Raw genomic sequence first — 21222 nt, forward strand, 5'->3', positions numbered from 1 at the left:
GTTGTTACTCCTACTGCTTTTATTATTGTTGTATGCCGGATTACCGCGATGGCGATTATCCGGCACAATGTTTATTAACGATTCACTTCCACTAACGTGAAACCAATATCTTGTCCTTCACCATTTTCGAAGCTGACGCCTCCCAGATAGTGTTGACCTTCTTCAATATTAACCATACTGAATGACACTCTTGTTACACCACCATCACGGGCAATCGAACTGGCACGAACACTCAGATTATTTTCCTGATCAGCCACATGGAATTCATTCAGATAGTAATAAACTCCTGGTGCACCATTCAGGTTGTAGCCATGCACAAAAGCAATATATACGTTACCGGCAGCTTCATCATTCAAAGCCTCAGGATCCACAATGGTCACAGATTCATCAGAGGTAACTGAGGTACTGGTACCTACTTGTGTACAAGACCACTCATGACATGCATAAACAAATAAATCCAGGTCCATTGCCGCATCAGGTAGTTGCTCTGTATACAGTGCAAATCTCACCGCTTTGGTGCCTGGTTGTACGGTCATCACATTGAAACCAAGGCTATCTTCATTAAAGGTAAATGCCTGATCTTCATCCTGGTAAACCAGTCCAAGGTTATATTCCGCTTCAGCCATACCATGACCGTTGGCAAATAACCGACCGTTATAATTGGTGGTCACTGGAATGAGTATCCGGGGGCGCTCAGTATCGGCCTGATAAACCAGTTCAGATACCACTTCAATTTGAGGGGGCAACACGGCTTTAACTGATAAGGGGATACGCGCATTATGAATGCCGTCCGACCAACTAATAGAACCAAACTTCCACGCATCCAGTTGTGGATTATTTTGCGATAATGTCACCGCATAGATGCCTAGTCCGCCGTCAGCAATGGTCATAGAGCTGGCTGAAACAAAGCTGCTTCCATTATAAACCAGCACATTGACATCAACACCTTCTGGCGCTTCCACTGTGGCATTAAACGTCGCCGCTGCACCAGATACGTTAGTAACGTAACGGATAATGCTACGCGGTTGGCCTAATTCCGAAACGGTAATACTAGGCTGATTATAATCAGCGCCCCCCAAATAACCGGCGTTCTCAAAAGCGCCGCAGGAAATTCCGTAGTTATTCGGTACCGATGCCGCCTCATTTGCTTTGCCACAAATAAAACCGAGATAATCATAAATACCGGCGTCATAAACCAGACCAGGATTAACAGCACTATTAGGCACCACATAACCGGCCCCCATATCGAACGGAGTCGCTGGAGTTGACTCATCTTCTTTAACAACATTCTGACGGGCCGTCGTCATAATCGCAGACTGGATTGCAGCTGGAGACCAATCTGGATGGGCTTGTTTTAACAAGGCGCCTATACCAGCGATATGCGGACTGGCCATTGAAGTGCCTTGCAAATAGGCAAAATCATCACCTTGGGATGCTGCCGCCAGAATTTTCACTCCTGGCGCGGTAATATCGGGCACCATTAAGTCAGCAACGGCTAGATTAGGGCCACGGGAGCTGAAATCAGCCATGATATTGCCATGCTCTTCAGAGGGGAGCTTATAGGCAGTAGATAAAGTCATCGATACCGCAGTACCAGAGTCAATATCACTCATAATAGTGTTACCATTTTCGAGGCTAATCATCACTGCAGACACTGTTGCTGCCGGATCGCCTGCCATGGGAATGGGAGCATCTGATACATTGTTGAATACCACAACCGCAGAGGCACCCGCCGCTTCTGCATTGGCTATTTTAACAGTGAAATTACAGCCACCGCGTTGTAGCAAAGCAAATTTGCCCGCTATTGATTCCGGATTAGTCACCGCAGAACATGCGTCTAGTGGCGTAACGATAGCGAGCTCGCCTGTAATCCCTTCTTCATCGAGGGGTTTGTAGGCTCCTTGGGGGGCCTCGATTACAGTATCAGCTAATGTACCGGTATTCACTCTGGCGGCGTCGGCCAAACTGAAACCTTCATAAGTCGCGGCAGCAGTATTGGTTACCCAGGGAACCGGCATACCAACAGTACTCACATCAGGCCCATCATTACCAGCCGATGTGACTGAATACACTCCCGCAATTGATGCATCCAGAAATGCCTGCGCGGGTGGAGTTAACAACGTGGTTAAGCTGCCACCAATAGAAAAGTTAATGACGTCAACGCCATCTTCTACCGCCGCTTCAATTGCAGCCATTGTATCGCCGTAATAACAACCAGAATCATCGGGGTCAACCAGATCCCAACAAGCCTTGTAAGCTGCGACTCGCGCTCTGGGCGCCATACCACTAGCGATACCGGCGTCCGCTCCCTGATAATCAGCCGCAACTACATTACCTGCCGCAGTAGAAGCCGTATGTGACCCATGACCATCAACGTCACGAGGAGACACAATTTCGTAATCTGCCAGTGGTCCTACTGAACTGGCGGTCTCGTTAAAGTACTTGGCGCCAATCAATTTGTTATTACAGGTAAAGGTAGGATCAGTTGAATTGTCGCAAGTTCCAGTCCAGCCTAATGCTGCAGGGTCTGTGTATGACCCGTCGTCGGCAAAGCTGGGATGCTCAGGGTTAATACCAGAATCAACCACTCCCACAATCACATCTTCACCTTGCAGGCCCGACATATGCAGGCCTCCCGCTTCGGTTAAACCCAGAAAGAGTGGGGTATTGGTGGTGTCCATCTGCATAGCTTCTTCACGCCATACATTTAACACATCTGGACTAGCTTTAAGTACCTCTACCTGCTTGGCAGACAGTTTCACACTAAACCCGTTAAAGGTATGTCCATAAGTATGCAAGGGTTGTGCTATACCCGTTGCGGCTATCAGCGAATTACGCTTAGCGGTTAACTGGGCTAAATAAGTCTGGGCCGAAGAGGACTGAGCATTATAATTAATCGATATAGCGTTGGCCGAAACGCGTTTTGGAATATTATCCAGATTAACCGAATGCCGAATCGCAGATTCGCCTTTCATTTGAACAATATATAACTCTTTGGCCTTGGCAACGGCTTTATTGGGTTGCGTATCACTTAATTGAAGTTGACTTCGATCAATATCTGATGCGGCTGCCGAGACGCCGAACGACAAGACTAGCGCACTGGATAGAATCCCCAGGCGACGATAACTAACATTTTTCATTTAACTTTCCCTATATCTTTTATAATAATTTTTAATTTATCTGCAGGGCTTTTTTATCTGTCCTTTACCATCTGGAATATCCAAATGTACGACTTGTAGGGCAATCGAAAAAAGCAGACCGGAGAAATAAAGCAAATTACACGCCACAGGCGTTATAACTATTTTTATATTAGATATAACAATAAGATAAGTTCTATAAATGGATTTAAACGAAAAATAGATACTTCGAAGTGTAAAAAAAACCGACACAAATTAGATTAAAAATCAATCAACGCATTTTTTATACAAAGCGGCTAACTTATTGTTTATAAAGCGCTTACATTAAAATTTATATTTCAAAAACAGCAAGCAACGTACAGATAACCCACATCGAAAAGTTTTAAAACTAATATTTTATGCATTTTTTATGGATGAGTATTCAGCATTAAAATAATTAATGAATTATATCCTGAACCTGTGACATGCGATCAAATCAGTCACTATTCACTTAACAATCCAATTTATTATTAGGCTTACTCAAACCACTTATTTATGCAGATCAAATAGTTATTTATGCAACTTACAACTTGCCATATATGCCAGCCTATCAAAGCTGACCTTGTTGTTTTTTATACAAAATCACCAAAATGACTAATGGAGAACAATCTATTCTAATCAAATTTAAACTAAATAAATTCAAATAGTTAAATTAATTATTAACAAAAAAACCATATGAAATACGTGGACAAAAGCACAGAACAATTGATTTTAGAATCCGAACTAGGTATGTTCTCCTGTTCCGGTCTGGACAAATGCATAAAGATTCCTCTTATTACTAAACGGAATCACTAAACGCGAAAACGCGCAAAGACGGAACCCCAACACAACTTCTGTAGCCTAATATTAGGCGTAGTAACTTATTAATTTTTTAAAACTTCCAGCCAATCTACATGTTGAAGGAGCTAATCATCATGAGTTTATATCATCCTAATGATTCGCGGGATAATTGCGGCTTCGGTTTAATCGCCCATACCAAGGGCGAAGCGAGTCACAAGCTGGTACAAACAGCGATTGAAGGACTTGACCGGATGCAGCATCGGGGCGGTATTGCTGCCGATGGCAAAACAGGTGACGGTTGCGGTTTGCTAATGCAAACACCGGATGCTTTTTTCCAACATGTTGCCAAACAGCAAAGCTGGACACTGGCGCAAAATTACGCTGCTGGCATGATTTTCCTTAGTCAAGATCCGATTAAAGCGGAAATGGCTCGGGTAGTACTAAATGAAGAACTCGATCGTGAAACGCTGAATATATTAGGTTGGCGTGTGGTGCCAACCAATCAGGAATTGCTGGGCGAGTTAGCGGCAAGTTGCGTACCGCAGATTGAACAGGTGTTTGTTAATGCGCCTAGTGGCTGGAGTTCACACGATCTGGAACGTCGCCTGTTTATGGCACGCCGTCGCGCAGAAAAACGTTTGGCGGAAGATGAAGAATTCTATATTGCCAGTTTGTCATCACTGGTCACAGTGTATAAAGGGCTCGTGCTGGCAGGCGATTTGCCCAAATTTTATCTGGATCTGGCCGACGATAAAATGCAATCTGCCATTTGCGTATTCCACCAGCGCTTTTCTACCAACACCTTACCACGTTGGCCGCTGGCGCAACCTTTCCGATTTTTAGCCCATAATGGTGAAATCAATACCATTCGGGGTAACCGTGACTGGGCCAGAGCACGTACTAGTAAATTCCGTACACCATTGATCCCCGATTTACATGAAGCGGCACCTTTCGTTAATGAAGTCGGTTCAGATTCGTCGTCGCTGGATAACATGCTGGAACTATTTTTAGCCGGTGGCATGGATTTATTCCGCGCCATGCGTTTACTCGTTCCACCTGCATACCAGAATAACAAAACCATGGATCCGGATCTAAAAGCCTTCTATGAATTCAATTCCATGCATATGGAACCCTGGGACGGTCCGGCCGGGATAGTGTTAACTAATGGCCGTCATGTGGCCTGTAATCTGGATCGCAACGGCTTGCGTCCAGCCCGCTATGTAATGACCAAAGATGGCTGGATCACACTGGCATCAGAAATCGGTATCTGGGATTACGAGCAAAAAGATGTGCTGGAAAAAGGCCGGGTCGGTCCGGGCGAAATGCTGGCAGTGGATACTTACACAGGCAAAATCTGGCGCACCAATGAAATCGACAATGATTTAAAAGGTCGTCATCCTTATCGTGAATGGTTAGATAAAAACATCCGCCATCTGACCCCTATTGATCAATGCGAACATCCAGAAATTGGTAAACGTTTGTTCGACGATGACATGATGAATACCTACTTCAAGCAGTTTAACTACTCCTATGAAGAAATTGATCAGGTGGTGAAAGTGTTGGCAAAAGATGGTCAGGAAGCCACGGGATCAATGGGTGACGACACCCCAATGGCGGTACTGTCTTCCAAACAGCGGACTATCTACGATTATTTCCGTCAACAATTCGCCCAGGTCACCAATCCGCCAATCGATCCATTACGTGAAAACCATGTGATGTCACTGGCCACCTGTATTGGCCGTGAAAAAGACGTATTCAGTGAAACATCGGGTTATGCCGATCGGGTATTATTTGAATCGCCCATCATGGTCTATACCGATCTGAAACAACTGCGTAACTATGATCCCGAATTTTACTATTCCGAATTTATTGATCTGAATTACAAGCCCGCCGAAGGCCTGAAAAATGCCATCAAGCGCGTCTGTGATCAGGTGGAACATTTGGTTAAACACAAAAAAGCCGCGTTCGTTATTTTGACCGACCGGCATATCAAACCTAATTTGATCCCAATCCCTGCAGCCATGGCAGTGGGTGCCGTACAACGCCGCCTGGTGGATAAAGGCTTGCGTTGTGATGCCAACATTGTGGTAGAAACCGCTTCAGTGCGGGACCCACATCATTTTGCGGTATTGATTGGTTTGGGTGCCACTGCGATTTATCCGTTCCTGGCTTACGAAATTATTGAACAACTGGTTGAAAGTGGACAAATAGACCAGACGCCTCTGCAGGCAATTATGAACTACCGTAAAGGCATCAATAAGGGCTTGTACAAAATCATGTCCAAGATGGGTATTTCCACCGTCGCCAGCTATCGTTGTTCAAAACTGTTTGAAGCCATCGGGATCAGTAATAATGTGGTTAAGGTCTGCTTTAAAGGCATTCCCAGTCGTATCCAGGGCGCCGATTTTGAAGATTTCGAACAGGATCAAATCAACCTAAACCGTATTGCCTGGCTAAAGCGCAAAACCATTTCCCATGGTGGCCTGCTCAAATATGTGCATGATGGTGAGTATCACAGCTATAACCCTGACGTGGTCACCACGTTGCAAAAAGCCGTGGTCAGTGGCGATTATGCCGATTATCAAAAATTCAGTGCCTTGGTGAATGAACGTCCGATTGCGACGTTGCGAGATCTGTTGACTCTCAATCCGCAAACCGATTCTATCTCTATTGATGAGGTTGAAGCCGCCGACAATTTATACCCGCGTTTTGATACCGCGGCGATGTCCATCGGGGCATTGAGCCCGGAAGCTCACGAAGCACTGGCAATTGCCATGAATCGTTTGGGCGGTCAATCCAATTCGGGTGAAGGTGGCGAAGATCCAAAACGTTTTGGTAACGAACGTAATTCCAAAATCAAACAAGTGGCATCAGGTCGCTTTGGCGTCACTCCACATTATCTGGTTAATGCCGATGTTATCCAGATCAAAGTCGCACAGGGTGCCAAGCCCGGCGAAGGCGGTCAATTACCCGGCGACAAGGTCAATAAATATATCGCCGAACTACGTCACTCGGTACCGGGCGTGACCTTAATTTCACCACCGCCACATCACGATATATATTCTATCGAAGATTTGGCCCAGCTGATTTTTGACCTTAAACAGGTTAATCCAAAGGCATTGATCTCGGTTAAATTAGTATCCGAACCCGGCGTCGGCACCATTGCCTGTGGCGTGGCCAAAGCCTATGCCGATTTAATTACGGTGTCCGGTTACGACGGTGGCACCGGCGCCAGCCCGCTAACTTCAGTTAAATATGCTGGCAGTCCCTGGGAATTAGGTTTAGCCGAAACCCAACAGGCACTGGTCGAGAACGGTTTACGTCATAAAGTGCGGGTACAGACCGACGGCGGGTTAAAAACCGGGCTGGACGTAATTAAAGCAGCCATATTAGGGGCCGAAAGTTTCGGTTTTGGCACCGGTCCTATGGTCGCATTAGGGTGTAAATATTTACGAATTTGCCATCTCAACAACTGCGCCACAGGCGTAGCAACTCAGGATCAAACCCTGCGCGATAATTATTTTATCGGCCTGCCTGAAATGGTAATGAATTACTTTAAATTTATTGCCCAGGAAGTGCGTGAAATCATGGCCGGACTTGGCGTGAAAAAACTCGACGACCTGATTGGTCGCACCGAATTATTGAGCGTGCTGGATGGTATTACCGCACGCCAAAACAAGCTAGATCTTAAACCGATCCTGGCTAAACCCACAGCTGGCGATCACACCCGTCTGTTTTGTAGTGAAGAAAACACACCGGCAGACAGAGGCGATCTTAACCAGCAACTGCTAGTGGATTTAAAGGGTGCAATTGAGCGTAAAGCCGGCGGTATATTCAAATATCCCATTCGCAATACCGACCGTTCAGTAGGTGCGATGGTATCCGGTAGCATTGCCATAAGTCACGGCAATAGAGGCATGGAAGAACATCCACTCAAGCTGCACTTTACCGGCACCGCAGGACAAAGTTTTGGGGTGTGGAATGCGGGTGGACTGGAAATGACATTAGTAGGTGACGCAAACGATTATGTAGGTAAAGGTATGACCGGTGGTAAGTTGGTGATCCACCCACCTGCTGGAGTGAGTTTTAGCACTCAGGATAGCGTGATTGCCGGCAACACCTGTTTATACGGTGCCACAGGGGGAAAATTATTTGCCGCAGGTTGTGCGGGCGAACGTTTTGCAGTACGTAATTCCGGTGCCATTGCTGTTATAGAGGGTATTGGGGATAACGGTTGTGAGTATATGACAGGTGGGATCGTCGCCGTACTGGGCCGCACAGGAGTTAACTTTGCGGCGGGTATGACCGGTGGCTTCGCCTATGTGCTGGATGAAAATAATGACTTTGATCAGCGAGTTAATGGTGATCTGGTCGATACGTTGGGCATTGAAGATAAAGTAATTTTGTCGGAACACTTGCGTGGTCTGATCAACCAGCATTATGAAGAGACCGGTAGTGAGCACGCGCTTAACCTGCTAACTAATTATGCTGAGTATTTACCTAAATTCCGCTTGGTAAAACCTAAAACCAGCGATGTTAAAAACTTACTTGGCCACATTAGTCGCTCGACTGAAGAGCTACGTGTGCAGGTTAACTAAGGAGGCGTTATGGCAAAAAATATATACCAGTTTGTTGATGTAGAGCGTATCGATCCTCCCAAAAAGCCGGTGATCATCAGACGTGCAGAATTTGCTGAAATCTATCAGCCAATGAGCGACACACAAGTGCAAGGTCAGGCAGATCGCTGTCTCGACTGCGGTAACCCCTATTGTGAATGGAAGTGCCCGGTACATAACTATATTCCTCAATGGCTGAAACTGGCCAATGAGGGACGTATTTTTGAAGCAGCGGAATTATCCAGTAAAACCAATACCTTACCCGAGGTATGTGGACGGGTTTGTCCGCAAGATCGTTTATGTGAAGGGGCTTGCACCATCAATGACGATTTTGGTGCTGTGACCATTGGTAGTATTGAGAAATACATTACCGATACCGCGTTTAAACAAGGCTGGCGGCCGGATATGTCCAAGGTGATCCCCACCGACAAAAAAGTCGCCATTATCGGTGCCGGTCCCGCTGGTTTAGGCTGTGCCGATATCCTGGTACGCAACGGGGTTAAACCTGTGGTATTCGATAAGTACGAAAAAATTGGCGGCTTGCTGACCTTCGGTATTCCTGCCTTCAAGCTGGAAAAAGAAGTGATGGAATTACGCCATCAGATCTTCGAAGAAATGGGTATCGAATTTAAGCTCAATACCGAAATCGGCAAAGATATCCCGTTCCAGCAACTGTTAGATGAATACGATGCGGTATTCCTCGGCATGGGGACCTACAAATATATGCAAGGCGGTTTTGACAATGAGAAAGCCCCCGGCGTATACGAGGCGCTGCCTTATCTGGTGGCCAATACCAACCGATTGATGGGACTGGAAAAAGATCCAGCCGATTATGTCGATATGAAAGGCAAAAAAGTCGTGGTACTGGGCGGTGGTGATACCGCCATGGATTGCGTTCGCACCGCTGTTCGTCAAGGTGCCGAGCATGTTATCTGTGCCTATCGCCGTGACGAGCAAAACATGCCGGGATCTCGCCGTGAAGTGCAAAATGCCCGCGAAGAAGGAGTCGACTTCCAGTTTAATCTGCAACCTTCTGACATTGCCGTCGATGACAATGGCGATGCTTGTGGTGTTCATATGGTCAAAACCGAATTGGGCCCGCCTGATGCCGCCGGACGGCGCAGTCCGCAACCAATCGAGGGTTCAGAGCATGTGTTAGAAGCCGATGCGGTGATTATCGCATTTGGTTTCCAACCCAGTCCCAGCCCCTGGTTTGCCGATTACGGCATTATTTTGGATGAAAAAGGCCGGGTACGCGCACCTAAACAAGGTAAATTCGCGTTCCAGACCAGTAATCCTGCCATTTTCGCTGGTGGTGATATGGTACGGGGTTCCGACTTGGTGGTGACTGCCATTGACGAAGGCCGCAATGCCGCTAACGGCATACTGGATTATCTGGGTGTGTAAATAGATGCAATAGTTTATAAAAAGGCACCTGAAGGTGCCTTTTTATTGGATTTAAATCTTAGCCAGTTTTTAAATGAAACCAACATACTGAAGAATTACAAAACGCAAACGATCACGTTCAAGTCTCCCGATTTGTTTAGCTTCGTAAATATCTATAACGCATTTGAATCTGTAATTGGCGTAACATTTGCGCTGCCTTCCTTGACCCTGCTTAAAATTTTACGGGCGCTTAGAACATATTTCTCAGGAATATCTTTAGAGGATGACTCATCTATTGCAACGGTAGTCATTCTGTTCCATTCACCAATTCTTGGGTCATCTGACTTGGCAACGCCCAAACTTATTGGCCCCCAGCCGGACATATTAAATTTTAAATAATATGTTTTTCCAGACTTGATTTCTCCCTTGGCCACTCCCCAAGATCCTTGAACGTACACCATAAAAGTGTGCGAACCCGGATTAGTTTTATATTGAAGAAGTGTCCCCGCACTCAATGTTCCAATAAATTTGTCACTATCCCATACTTCAACTTTCGCTCCATCTCCCATAAAAACGCTTCGTCGTACGATATTTACCATTGCCTTATCCGGCTCAATCTCATTCTGAAATTTTACTTCTTTCATATTTGCGAGTCCGGCACAACCTGAAAGACTCAGTACAATGGCAACAAAAACAAAACGGTTAAGAAATCTAAACACGCGAAAACTCCTTTTTAATTTATTATCAATTTACTCGGATAATTTGCTACATTTTTAGCTGTTCCATAACGACTAAATGCAAAATTTGTCCATTTAATTCGCTATTCCCTACTTTAACCTTACTTTTATATCAATTGATTAGCTAGTATGGCCTATTCAATTTGGCGTACTACAAGCAAACAAAGTGCATTTATTTTGGCTAAATTCAGCTTTTTATTTAATACATTAGGTGATATCTGGTAAGTAAGTGCATTGCAGCATCGAATCGTGAGCTGAATTTACATATGCCCATTCAACATTGACATGCTGATAGAGCAATAACCTAATCGAATCATTAACTTAGTCGGGACTTTTTACTCAATGAACAATTTCTATCTCATACTGGTGTACTTGCTGATTGGAATACTGCTTAGACGTATCCGATCGATTCCTGACAATGCCAGTTTGGCGCTCAACAGCTTTGTTCTGTACGTCAGTATGCCAGCAGTGATTTTGCAAAAGGTTCCATCTATAAGTTTTTCCGGGCAATTGTTGATCCCGCTACTTACCCCCTGGATATTACTTATTCTGGTTGCGTTACTGATTATTACCCTGGCCAAGTTGTTAGGCTGGTCCAAACAGGTGACGGGTGCATTACTGATAGTGCTGCCGCTGGGGAACACCTCCTTTTTAGGCTTTCCCATGGTAGAAAGTTTTTACGGCCATACTGCCATGCCCTATATAGTGATTTATGACCAACTGGGCACCTTTATCGCTCTGGCTACCTACGCCACTATTATTGCCACGTTATACGGCAATAGTGGCAATCCGCTGTCCTGGTCCAAAATTCTGCTAAAAATTCTCAGCTTCCCGGCTTTTTTGGCATTGCTGATCGGGTTGGCATTCAGACAGCATGAATATCCCGCTTTTATTCAACAGTTGATTGATAACCTGAGCCTGACCCTGATTCCTGTGGTGATGGTGGCGGTAGGGTTCAGTCTTAAATTGCGGCTGGACAACCATCACCGTGCACCTTTCTTGATAGGGCTTGGTACCAAATTATTATTAATGCCGTTGTTCACATTTATTCTGTGGCAAGGTATGGGACAGGACAATCTGGCCGCAACAGTATCCATTTTTGCCGCCGCCATGCCACCGATGATTTCAGCAGGCGCCGTGGCAATTATAGCCGGATTAGTCCCGGAGCTGGTCAGTGCACTAGTCGGCATTGGATTATTATTAAGCCTGATAACATTGCCGGTACTACACTGGCTATTAACGCTGGCTTAAGCCATTCTGCTATAAAAATTTGAACATCACTGCAAGGAATAATAACAATGACAAACCTAAGCAAATTGATTAATAACATTTGTCTGGCAATAATTGCCTGCTTTCTCTCAACGGCTAGTGCGACCGAAGTCGAAACCGATAAACAGGCAGTACTCAAGGTTGCAGACAAGATATTTGATGCAGTCAGCAGTGGCAATCCGGACGATTGGCGGGCGCTACAACTCGCTGAGGGCGTCAATATTGCCCTGATCCGTCAAAAAGACAGTGATAACCAGGAGTACGCCATGCGTTTGGTGACGAACGAAGCCTTTGCCAGCAAGGTTAGTCCCAGTGAGCACCACTATATTGAACGCTGGACAGAAACACCGACAGTATTACTCGAAGGGCCGATGGCAGTTATCTGGGGCAGATACGAGTTTTTAATCGACGGCAAATTATCCCATTGTGGCATCGATTCGATTGATTTGGTAAAGCAGGATGGTCAATGGAAAGTCGCCAATGTTATCTGGACCATGCTTCGTGACGAATGTGAATAGAGAACATTGCATGTCCACTGACCGAAAAAATATTCAGCGCTTTCAGGATATCCCCAATATCGGCCCGGCGATGGAACGGGATTTTATCCAGCTGGGTTTAAAGCAACCTGCCGAGCTGATTGGCCAGGATCCTTATCAGTTATATCAACAATTAAGTACTATCACCGGCGTCCGTCAAGACCCCTGCGTACTGGATACCTATATGGCCGCAGTCGATTATATGCAGGGCGGTAGTGCGAAAAAATGGTGGGAGTTTACTAAACTGCGGAAAAAGAATTACCCACAGTTATAATCATTAACGTCAGATTGACCAACCCTAAATCGGGATGATTCAATCTGACTCTACATTTCTACAGTTTATTCGTAGCGCAGGGCATCAATCGGCTCCAGTCTGGACGCTTTCAGAGCGGGGTAATAACCAAAAAAGATACCAATCATGGCCGAAAAACCCAGACTCATCATTACCACATCAGGATTAATCACCCCACCGGCACCAATGCCATAGTTATTGCCCAGAAAGACAAATCCGTAGGCAATTAATACCCCAATTGCACCTCCCAAGCCGCACAACACGATAGATTCAATTAAAAACTGGCGTAAGATATCGGCCGGCTTGGCCCCTACCGCCATGCGCAGACCAATTTCACGGGTGCGTTCAGTCACCGACACCAGCATGATATTCATAATGCCAATCCCGCCCACCACCAGACTCACTGACGCCACCCAGGCCAACAAAGTGTTAAACACCTGCATGGTTTCAGCGCGCGTGGCAATCATTTCCGACACATTACGGATACGGAACATATCCTCTCCGTTAGCCGGAATACGCATCCGTTGACGCAATAGTTCCGTCATCTGTTGCTCGATATAGTCCATATCTTCACCGTCGTACACGCCCACTTGTATAAAGCGTACCGACTTGGGATTAGTCGAATCAATACCGGTAATTTTGGTACGCACGGTTTTAATCGGCAGGAAAATCACATCATCCTGGTCCTCACCACGCGCGTCTTGTCCCTTTTCCGCCAGAACACCAATCACCGAGACATTGAAATTCTGCACCCGGATGGTTTGGCCCACAGGATCACTGATACCAAACAGTTCCTTGCGCACCCGTTCACCAATAATTGCCACTTTGGCGCCGCTTTTTATTTCCTGGGCAGTAAATTGACGTCCAGAAGAAATCAGCCAGTCGCGAACCTGAAAATAACGGTTATCAATCCCGTTTAAGCCGGTAGACCAGTTCAAATTGCCGTAGATCACCTGACCATTAGAAGACAAATAAGGTGCTGCGGCTTTCACCCCGGGTATCTGTTTTTCAATTAAATTGGCATCATCTTCATTAATTCGTACCACTGAGGCAGAACGCGCTCCACCACTGGATCGAAACGAGCCGGTGACGAAAAACACATTACCCCCGAGGGATTTAATCTGGTTATCAACCTGTTGTTGGGCACCGGCGCCCATGGCCACCATGATAATCACCGCCGACACGCCAATAATAATACCCAACATGGTTAAAAAACTGCGCAACATATTAACCCGCAACGCCGTCATAGCGGTTTTGAGTAAAATCACGATTTTCATGATAAATCCTGCTGAGCAATCTGGCGAGGCGACGGATTGACTTCATCAGCCACCAACTCACCATCCCGAAAGATCAAATTACGGCTGGCAAACTCGGCAATATCCGGTTCATGAGTGACCAGAATAATAGTTTTGCCCTGACGATTCAGTTGTTGAAACAACCCCATCACTTCTAGCCCGGTTTGGGTATCCAGCGCACCGGTAGGTTCATCAGCCAGAATCATCACAGGTTTGTTCACCAGAGCGCGGGCAATCGCCACCCGCTGCTGCTGGCCACCGGAAAGCTGTGACGGGTGATGCCCCATGCGTGATCCCAACCCAACTAATTCAAGACACTCCTTGGCCCGCTGCGGCCATTCTGACTCGGGCACCTGAGAATACAATAAAGGTAAAGTCACATTATCCAGTGCGGTAGTACGCGCCAGTAAATTAAATTGTTGGAACACAAAACCGATGCGCTGGTTACGAATGGTTGCCAACTGGTTTTTGTCCAGTTTGGACAGTTCCACCCCATCTAGTGAAATATGTCCCTCACTGGCAATATCCAAGCAGCCAAGCAGATTCATCATGGTCGATTTACCGGAACCGGATGGTCCCATAATGGCCACGAACTCACCCTGTTTAATTTCCAGATCGACACCTTTTAAGGCCCACACACTCTCTTCACCCATGTGATAGACCTTTTTTGCCTGCTGTACCTTGATCAATACCTCAGACATTAGCCGCCGATCCTTTGTGCGCGCACAATCACCGGATCACCACCCTGTAATTGGTCACTGACAATCTCGCTGTATTCCAGATCAGCAATACCTACCCGTACATTGACTTTATGTGGCTGGCCATCTCTTAACACCCACACTGTGCCTCGCGAATATTCAGCATCTTTGTCGCCACCGGCAAAGGCTTTACGACGCTGTTGATTAAACGCCTGATATTGTTCCATTTGTTCAGGAGTCAAAAAGCTTTTTAATTCTCTGTCTGTTTGACTGCGAACTTTTTTCATCATTTCGCGCGTATCCGGTGGTGGACCAGGCATAGCAGAGCGTGAACTGCGTATTTCCTGCATGGATTGCTGCATGGAAGTCATTACTTTTTCCAGCTTGCCCTGCTGAGCGGTATCCAGCCCCAATTTTTCCGATAGCAGCTCAACCCGATCAGATATATCCGGGCCAATATCATTGCTGGCAGTCTGATTTTCAGGGCTAAAACGTAACGCCGAATTTGCCACTCGCAATACGTTACTGCGCTGCCCCAGAATGATATCCACATTAGCCGTCATCCCGGGTAGCAGCAGTAGATCCTTGTTTTCCAAACTGATAATAACTTTATAGGTAACAACATTGTTGGTCACCGTAGCCGCTTTACGTACCTGAGAAACGACACCGGTAAATTTACGTTCAGGGAAGGCATCCACGGTAAATTTAACCGCTTGCCCCTGTTTGATCCTACCGATGTCAGCCTCATCCACATCGGCTTCTATCTGCATTTTGACCAAATCCTGGGCGATCGAAAATAATACCGGTGCGGATAAGCTGGCCGATACCGCCTGCCCTTTATCTACCTGACGGTCAATAATCACACCATCGACAGGCGAACGAATATAAGTCCGATCCAGATCCAGTTTGACCTGTTCCAGACTCGACTGTGATTGCAGTACTTTAGATTCGCCGACCAGAATGGCGGCCTTAGCCGTATCAATGCTTACCTTGGTCAGTTCATAGGCGGTTTCGCTGATATCCAGTTCCGATTCACTGACCAGATTTTTACTGCGCAGCTCGCGGGTACGTTGAAATTCCCGCTCCGCCAGCGCTTCTTCGGCTTTGGCCTTGACCAAAGCCGCCTTTAGCTGCGCTAATGACGCCTGGGACGACGCCAAGTCAGCTTCACTCTGTTTAAGGCGGGATTGCACTGTGCGATCATCAATACGGGCAATCACCTGGCCGCTGGTAACAACATCGTTAAAATCGACATTCAATTGGGAAATCAGGCCAGATAATTCAGAGCCCACATCAACTGTTACCACCGGCGATATAGCACCTGACGAGTTGACAGTGCTTTCAATATTGCCCAACGACAAAGGCTGAGTATGGTACTTAATTTGTTGCTCGGTTTGCTGCGGCTCAATAAACCACCAAATCACCACAGCGAAGATCGCAAACAAGACCAATATTTTTGTTACAGACAGCTTGTTCATAGACAGCATATTCAAATTCAAGACTTAACAGGAGTGCGATTAAATCACGAATTATACGACAATACTGTCAGATTTTTGTAAAGCCAGCGACGGAATCTGTTTCAGTAAATAACCATCGCTAAAACCGTCTTACAACCCCAACCGGTATTTAATTTGCTGTGCCAGTCGTTCGACATTAGCCCGGCCTTCATCGATCAGTTCTTCAGCTCGATGAAACTCCATAATGCCTACACGCCCCAGCTGAGGCTCAAGCAAGATATCGGGTGGCTCGCCAGCTAAACGAGAACGAGTGACCCGATCCTGCATAATATCCAGTGCACCGGACATGGTGCCAATCATGGTGGGGGATTTTTTGGGGCGGGGTAAGTTAAGATTATCACCTTCTCCAATCGGTGTTTTCTGCTCTTCGACATCTTTTTGGCGACTTTCATCACCCCACCATTGCGCAACCACACTTTTGCTCTTGCTTAAAAAATTAGAAAATTGATCTTCACTGGATTTTTGATCTTCTTCCAGTTGATCTTCATAGGCTGAATAAAAATTGGAATTCAGGTTAACTGCAATCACAATATCAGCGCCCATCTGACGGCAAAGAGACACCGGCACCGGATTTACCACCGCGCCATCCACCAGCCAGGTTCCACGATACCAGTGAGCTGGAAAAACAGCCGGAATCGAGCAGGATGCCCGTACCGCTTCGACCACATCACCATCGGTAAAAGACACTTCGCGGGCCCGATACAAATCAGTTGCCACTGCACCAAAGCGCTTGTGTAATTGCTGGATATCTTTAGGTACAAAGTCCTCCGCCAGTTTAGTAAAGACTTTTTCACCGGAAATTAATCCACCACGCTGGAATCCTACACCTAATAAACCAGCCACTTGCCATTCGGTAAAACTACTCACCCACTCCTTCAATTCAGGCAATTTATCGTTAGCAAAAGCCGCTCCGACATAAGCACCAATCGAACAACCGGCCACAATATCAAACTCAATCCCCAGCTCCTGCAACGCCTCAATAATACCAATATGCGCCCAACCACGAGCGGCACCACTTCCCAACGCCAAACCGATTTTTTTACTCATCCAGACTCCTTATTGAGAAATACATTATTCGTTTAGCAGCATGATAACTGACTTGCACAAGCCAGCACCATCTAATCGCAGTATCGCGCCAAAACAGGATTAAACGTTGAATGTGTCATTCACCGTTTATATTACTCTGCTAAACGTCTTGTTGTTGATAAACACAGTGGCAGCTTCAATACTCCCTGACTGTTCAATTTATCAACAATAAACTGCAAGGATGTAACAATAATGAAGCCGACAAGTATTGTAATCGCCGTCGTGACGTTAATGATTTTGTGTGGGGGTGTACAGGCCCAACCAGACAATATCGATTCAGATCCAGATAACACTGCAGTCGACTCACCTATTGTGGTCGGCAAATCCTACACATTTCGTTCATCCGTATTCGCTGGCGAAATGAACATATCAATTTCTGTATCCTTACCGGATAAATACTTGGAGGAAGAGCATAGCTATCCTGTTGTCTACGTATTAGAAGGGGACTATCTATTCGATGCCACCCGATCCATTAGCACCTTCATGGCCAGGCGAAGCCACATGCCATCCTCTATTGTCGTAGGTATTGAGGCGGGGACATTTGAGCATCGAAAGAATATGGCCGTGCGGTTGCACGGAGGGCAACCGGACAAATATGTGCGTTTTTTAAAAAACGAGTTGATTCCTTATATCGCACAACACTACCGCGCCAATTCCCATCGCACTTTGGTGGGACTGTCACCAACTAACGGCGTCGTATTTGACGCATTTCTCAATGAGCCAGGACTGTTTCGCGCTTATATCGCCCTAGCAACTCACTTTGAATGGCCCCCTGAAAAAGACACTCGATTAATTGATGAACTAATTAGCCGAATTAAAGATCCCGGCTATCCAGAAACTGTCTTATATATGGGCAGAGCAGACAGCGACCTTGAATCCAGTCAATACGTTCAACGTGCATTTGACGACGCGATAAATAAGCTGGGAAAAGTATCTAAATCTAATGTCATAAGCCAAATCGACGTGTTAAATAATGAAGAGCACTATCTTATGTCTTTAGCAGGATTAAGGCGGGGATTTCGGTTGATCTTTCCCTATAACCAGATCATGTATTCGCCCACGGTATCTACCTCTGCAGATCCTGCCAAGACACTTAAACAAGAATATCAGCGTCGCTCGACGGTATATGGATTTGATGTTTACCCTGCAGAAGACGGCTACAATTTCAATGATCATTTATTAGGTCTGGTGACAATATTTGAAAAAGCCAGCAAGTATGCACAAGCTATTGATATGCTTAATCTTACGATTGATTATTATCCAAATTCAGCCAACGCACATATGAGATTGGCCAAGATTTATCACCTGACTAACGACAAGCAAAAAGCGATTAAATACGCTGAAAAGGCAATATATTTGGCAAAACAGTTTCACCCGGTACTGGTGGAGCAATTCAATAACCAGTTGAGTCAGTTTAACCGACTATAGTTAAATAAATTAACCGCATAACCTACAAGACTCAACAGTCGAAGAAACAGGATTACGATCATGCAAAACCTCAGTCGTCGTCGTTTTATACAGTGGAGCAGTGCCGGATTAGCTTTGGCTGCTAGTTCTGCGTTACCGGGATATACCCACGCACTGTCCAATAAAAAGTTGGGTGTCGCGCTGGTAGGGCTAGGTTACTACAGCCGAGATTTACTGGCTCCTGCTTTGCAACTGACCGAATTTTGCGAATTGCGCGGCATCGTCACCGGCAGTCCGGAAAAAATTCCGGTTTGGCAACAACGTTACGGTATTGCCGATAAAAATGTGTATAACTACGACAACATGCATGAAATCGCCAACAATCCCGACATCGATGTCATCTATATCGTGGTCCCCACGGGCCTGCATTTAAAGTACGCTGAAATAGCCGCCAATGCAGGTAAACATGTGTGGTGTGAAAAACCCATGGCTATGACTGTGGGGCAATGCCAGCGCATTATTGATGCCTGCAATAAAAACAAGGTTAAACTGGCGGTGGGGTACCGGATGCAGCATGAACCCAACACCCGTGCCATAATGCAATATCATCAACAACGTCCCTTTGGCGAACCCACAGGGTTGATTAGCCAGGCCGGATACGCCGGTAACGGTGCCGATCCTGATTACTGGCGTATGCAAAAACATATGGGTGGCGGCGCCATGTACGACATGGGCGTTTATCCTTTGAATGGAGCGCGTTTTATTAGCGGTCTGGAGCCTGTGGCTGTCACCGCCCGGCACGAAAAAAGCCATCCTGATATTTTTACCGAAGTCGACGAGACCACCTATTTCACCCTGGAATTTCCAGATGAATTGATAGCCGATTGTGCCACCAGTGTAGTGAAAAGCTTTAATCAACTCAGGGTGAACTGCGAAAAGGGCTGGTATCAGTTGGCCCCTATGCAATCTTATAGTGGGGTAACAGGCAAAGATAGCAAAGGTAAAATCTGGACACCTTTTGCCGGTAACCAGCAGGCCCGGCAAATGGATAACGATTCTCTCGCTATTTTGGGTCAGGGTCCCAGTCTGGTCACCGGAGAGGAAGGCCAACGCGATATTCATATTGTGGAGAAAATATTTGCTGCGGCCAAGAATGGTAAACGCATGGTCATCTGATCGGCGTGCAATCGTCGCCCGGAAATATACCCAATAAGCGGGTGGTATACCTGTCAACGGCTCTTGGCTATTGCCGCTCCTCCCTTCGCCCACTATAGTTAAGCTCTAACAGGGATAACTATTTTTTGATTGAGGTTCATCATATGAAAAACAGCTTACTATTTGCCGGACTGCTGCTCAGTGGTCCAGCTGTTGCGGAAACGGGCTGTCCGACGGACTTCTTTCAAACCCCTTTATACCCCGATGCGCGTTTTTGCCAGACTTTTAATGACAAACTGCCTGCCACACTTAGTTATCACGCCAATAGCGGGATAGACGAAACGGCCGATTTTTATCTGCAACAACTAGGTAACCCGGGTAGTGACGAGATGTTAAAAGGACGGCGAGTGTTACAATTCGAACAGGGGCAAAAAATTGTCGTCCTGTCGGTAGACGGTCAGGGTACCCAAATCGATATTCTGGTTAAACAGTCCTCCCCAGCCGCGTAAATCATCGCTTCAAACAGAATATCGCCAGCTCAGATTGGCTGGCACCTTCTTTGCATTATTTTCTTCACCTGACCCCGACGGTCAAATTTCTGACATTCGTCTATTGAAGAGGATAATTTATGGAACTGGCAATCGTGCTGATGATCATGCTAATTATTGTGGCAGTGGTCGCCATTAAATTTAATGATACCGGACTGGCCTTTCCGTTTCGTAAGAAAACCAATTTATTCACCCCGGTAGAAAGAAACTTCCTTTCTTTACTCGATGTAGCTGTGGGTAACCAGTACCGGATTATCTGTCGCGTGAAGCTGGCCGATATTTTATCGATTCGCCAGGGCACTGACAAAAAAACCTCACAAACCGCATTAAGTCGCGCCAACGCCAAACAACTGGATTTTGTGCTGTGCGACAAGAACGATTTAAGCCCTGTGGTGGCGATTGATTTGGTTCACGACAATGGCAAGGAAGGCTATAAAACGCAGCGCGACTGGTTTGTTAGCAGCTCTCTGGATGCGGCCAAAATTCCGCATCTGCGCATCAAAGTTAAATCCGGTTATAAGCCCCAGGATATTCGCGAATGCATTGATGCTAAATTGGCCCCCATGCGTTATAAAACACCTAAAGAGCCAATAATTAAAGGCACGACAGGTTATCAGGAAGATAAAAAAACCGGTTTACGTCGCCCGGTAGCAGCCTAATCAGATGCAAACTCGGCAGATGCCAGCAAATGGCATCTGCTTGTCCTGAACGTTTACAATTCCGC

General features: G+C 46.1%; 15 protein-coding genes. 9 read left to right on the forward strand and 6 right to left on the reverse strand.

What is annotated here, in order from left to right:
- Window positions 1-74: 74 nt before the first annotated feature.
- Complete coding sequence (locus V1467_RS17475) at window positions 75-3140, reverse strand: S8 family serine peptidase (RefSeq protein ID WP_416306258.1); 3066 nt, start codon at window positions 3138-3140, stop codon at window positions 75-77.
- Window positions 3141-4090: 950 nt separating this feature from the next.
- Between V1467_RS17475 and gltB the strand changes: the two genes are divergently transcribed.
- Window positions 4091-8554, forward strand: a complete 4464-nt coding sequence (gene gltB / locus V1467_RS17480; protein WP_416306259.1) for a glutamate synthase large subunit — start codon at window positions 4091-4093, stop codon at window positions 8552-8554.
- A 9-nt stretch (window positions 8555-8563) separates the two neighbouring features.
- Complete coding sequence (locus V1467_RS17485; protein WP_416306260.1) at window positions 8564-9979, forward strand: FAD-dependent oxidoreductase; 1416 nt, start codon at window positions 8564-8566, stop codon at window positions 9977-9979.
- 152 nt (window positions 9980-10131) lie between these two features.
- Here the strand turns inward: V1467_RS17485 and V1467_RS17490 are convergent, their stop codons facing one another.
- Entirely contained in the window at window positions 10132-10677 is a 546-nt protein-coding gene (locus V1467_RS17490; protein ID WP_416306261.1) for a hypothetical protein, read from the reverse strand.
- Between the two features lie 360 nt (window positions 10678-11037).
- Here V1467_RS17490 and V1467_RS17495 point away from each other — a divergent pair, with 360 nt between their 5' ends.
- The 3 genes from V1467_RS17495 to V1467_RS17505 are packed head-to-tail and all read left to right on the forward strand — an operon-like array spanning window position 11038 to window position 12774.
- Complete coding sequence (locus V1467_RS17495) at window positions 11038-11946, forward strand: AEC family transporter (RefSeq protein ID WP_416306262.1); 909 nt, start codon at window positions 11038-11040, stop codon at window positions 11944-11946.
- Window positions 11947-11993: 47 nt separating this feature from the next.
- Window positions 11994-12482 carry a hypothetical protein gene (locus tag V1467_RS17500; protein ID WP_416306263.1) on the forward strand — a complete coding sequence of 163 codons (489 nt, stop codon included), beginning with the start codon at window positions 11994-11996 and terminating at the stop codon, window positions 12480-12482.
- A 10-nt stretch (window positions 12483-12492) separates the two neighbouring features.
- On the forward strand, window positions 12493-12774 hold the full coding sequence (locus tag V1467_RS17505; protein WP_416306264.1) for a helix-hairpin-helix domain-containing protein: 282 nt from the start codon (window positions 12493-12495) through the stop codon (window positions 12772-12774).
- Between the two features lie 65 nt (window positions 12775-12839).
- Here V1467_RS17505 and V1467_RS17510 read toward each other — a convergent pair whose 3' ends face one another.
- The 4 genes from V1467_RS17510 to rssA form a co-directional block, all read right to left on the reverse strand.
- The gene (locus V1467_RS17510; RefSeq protein WP_416306265.1) at window positions 12840-14069 is read right to left on the reverse strand and encodes an ABC transporter permease; all 1230 of its coding nucleotides are present in this window, start codon (window positions 14067-14069) and stop codon (window positions 12840-12842) included.
- Window positions 14066-14788 carry an ABC transporter ATP-binding protein gene (locus tag V1467_RS17515; protein WP_416306266.1) on the reverse strand — a complete coding sequence of 241 codons (723 nt, stop codon included), beginning with the start codon at window positions 14786-14788 and terminating at the stop codon, window positions 14066-14068. The genes V1467_RS17510 and V1467_RS17515 overlap by 4 nt, the downstream gene beginning before the upstream one ends.
- A complete protein-coding gene (locus tag V1467_RS17520; RefSeq protein ID WP_416306267.1) occupies window positions 14788-16263 on the reverse strand; it encodes an efflux RND transporter periplasmic adaptor subunit in 1476 nt (491 codons plus the stop codon). The genes V1467_RS17515 and V1467_RS17520 overlap by 1 nt, the downstream gene beginning before the upstream one ends.
- A 129-nt stretch (window positions 16264-16392) precedes the next feature.
- Window positions 16393-17349, reverse strand: coding sequence for a patatin-like phospholipase RssA (rssA, locus tag V1467_RS17525; RefSeq protein ID WP_416306268.1), 957 nt, complete (start codon window positions 17347-17349; stop codon window positions 16393-16395).
- A gap of 231 nt (window positions 17350-17580) precedes the next feature.
- Here rssA and V1467_RS17530 point away from each other — a divergent pair, with 231 nt between their 5' ends.
- The 4 genes from V1467_RS17530 to V1467_RS17545 all read left to right on the forward strand — a co-directional run bounded on the left by V1467_RS17530 (window position 17581) and on the right by V1467_RS17545 (window position 21157).
- Window positions 17581-18816, forward strand: a complete 1236-nt coding sequence (locus V1467_RS17530; RefSeq protein ID WP_416306269.1) for an alpha/beta hydrolase-fold protein — start codon at window positions 17581-17583, stop codon at window positions 18814-18816.
- Between the two features lie 60 nt (window positions 18817-18876).
- Window positions 18877-19971: a Gfo/Idh/MocA family protein gene (locus tag V1467_RS17535; RefSeq protein WP_416306270.1), complete on the forward strand. Its 1095-nt coding sequence runs from the start codon at window positions 18877-18879 to the stop codon at window positions 19969-19971.
- Between the two features lie 143 nt (window positions 19972-20114).
- Entirely contained in the window at window positions 20115-20459 is a 345-nt protein-coding gene (locus tag V1467_RS17540; RefSeq protein ID WP_416306271.1) for a hypothetical protein, read from the forward strand.
- Between the two features lie 119 nt (window positions 20460-20578).
- Window positions 20579-21157 (forward strand): DUF2726 domain-containing protein, encoded by a 579-nt coding sequence (locus tag V1467_RS17545; protein WP_416306272.1) that lies wholly within the window; start codon window positions 20579-20581, stop codon window positions 21155-21157.
- Window positions 21158-21222 lie beyond the last annotated feature (65 nt).

Origin of the sequence: Neptunicella plasticusilytica, assembly GCF_047922965.1 — a bacterium.
Lineage (GTDB): Bacteria > Pseudomonadota > Gammaproteobacteria > Enterobacterales > Alteromonadaceae > Neptunicella > Neptunicella plasticusilytica.